Raw genomic sequence first — 1,533 nt, 5'->3', positions numbered from 1 at the left:
ACTCAACTTTCGGAGTTCATACTAATCCCTTCCTGTTCATTAGGAAAGGCTTGTAACCATGGATGAGTCTGGTAAAACCTGCCTACCAGCTCAATAACCTGCACTAACAAATACCCTTGGCCTTGACGTGCAATCAACTGCAGTACTTCCAGCAAGACCAGCTGAATGCACACATGGACGGTCAGCATCTGTAGTTCTCGGACATAGGCTTGAAATAACCCCGGTATCGTCCGCTCATCGCTGCACTGCCGCCGGTAATACTCCAACATCATATAACGCAGTAAAACGATACTTGTGTGAGCAATCTGGGCGGCATAGCTGCGAACCTGAAACTCACGGGCCAGTCCGAGCTGTTGCTTGGTTTGCTTGAAAAAGACCTCTATGGCCCAGCGTTTGGCATAAATGCGGCAGATTCTCTCCGGGGTAAGCGAGGTATCGGTGCTGGCCAGTGCCAGCCATTGCTCGGGATTGCGCCGGTCGCACAGGAATACGATGCGCACCCTGGGTCCGCTGAGCATATCCACAACTATCGAACCAAGGATCTGGTGCTCATTTGATTTTTTGGAGCGCTTGCGCCCAGCCACCTTCTCATATAGCCCTTTGAGCTGATAAATACGCTTGCCATGGCGAAAGCTGATTTTCCCGGAGTTCTTCAACATACAAACCACCGGCAGGCGCTGGCTGAGCTTATGCAACAGACCTGCATGTGCAAACCAGCTGTCAAAGACCAGGTAGTCCGCCGGTACAGTGGCTTTCAAGGCCCGGTCCAGCATATTCAGTGCCTGGTCGGTTGCTTTGCTGGTAGCCGCCACGCACCGCCGACCCAAATGAGTTCTCAGATCCACCTCGGGTTGTTCTCCCAATCGTTTGTTGGTATCACTGTTGGTGAGCAATTCAAAGTCCACAGGCACCAGGCTGTGTCCATCACTCCATGCCATGGTCAACATGCGATAGCCCCGATACCAGCTATGACTGCTATGATCATATTGGCGTCCCAGATATTCCACTTTCTTACTGCGATCGCGTTTATACGGACTGTCATCGACAATCAGAACCCGGTCTTGCGAGGTCGAAGTCAGTGGTTGGAGCTCTTCTATTAGCCGTAGTGAGACCATCAAGACTAACATTCTCCAGTTATAGGTGGTTTGCCCCAGAAAGTCATAAAATGTGCTTCGATGGGGAAGGCCATCTGAGGCCCGTTGAAGTTGATAGACGCGTAAATCGGAAAATGGCAGAACAAGGAGTAACTGCAGCAACCACCCCGCCGCAATGCCGGACCGTTTTTTTATTCCGGCCTGACGAAGCGTCTTGCCCGGACAAAATTGCTTGACCCATGCCGAAAGCCAGGTGATGTTTTTGATCGTACATATTTGTAACTTGGTATCCATGAGAATAAGTTCTAACTGGTTGTATTCTAATTGTTTAGAGCACTTTTAAAATACAAAAACCAGAGGACTTATTCTCTTTTATTTTATTGATTTACAATAAGTTACCGCTTTATTTAACTGTTGTTCTGAACTCCGAAAGTTGAGT

General features: G+C 48.9%; 1 protein-coding gene. It reads right to left on the bottom strand.

Annotated features, from left to right (window positions below):
• Window positions 1–2: 2 nt before the first annotated feature.
• Complete coding sequence (locus NATSA_RS15280) at window positions 3–1,388, bottom strand: IS4 family transposase (protein ID WP_210513486.1); 1,386 nt, start codon at window positions 1,386–1,388, stop codon at window positions 3–5.
• Window positions 1,389–1,533: the final 145 nt, after the last annotated feature.

This window comes from Natronogracilivirga saccharolytica (assembly GCF_017921895.1).
Lineage (GTDB): Bacteria > Bacteroidota > Rhodothermia > Balneolales > Natronogracilivirgulaceae > Natronogracilivirga > Natronogracilivirga saccharolytica.
This window is presented reverse-complemented; position numbering and strand designations above follow the sequence as displayed.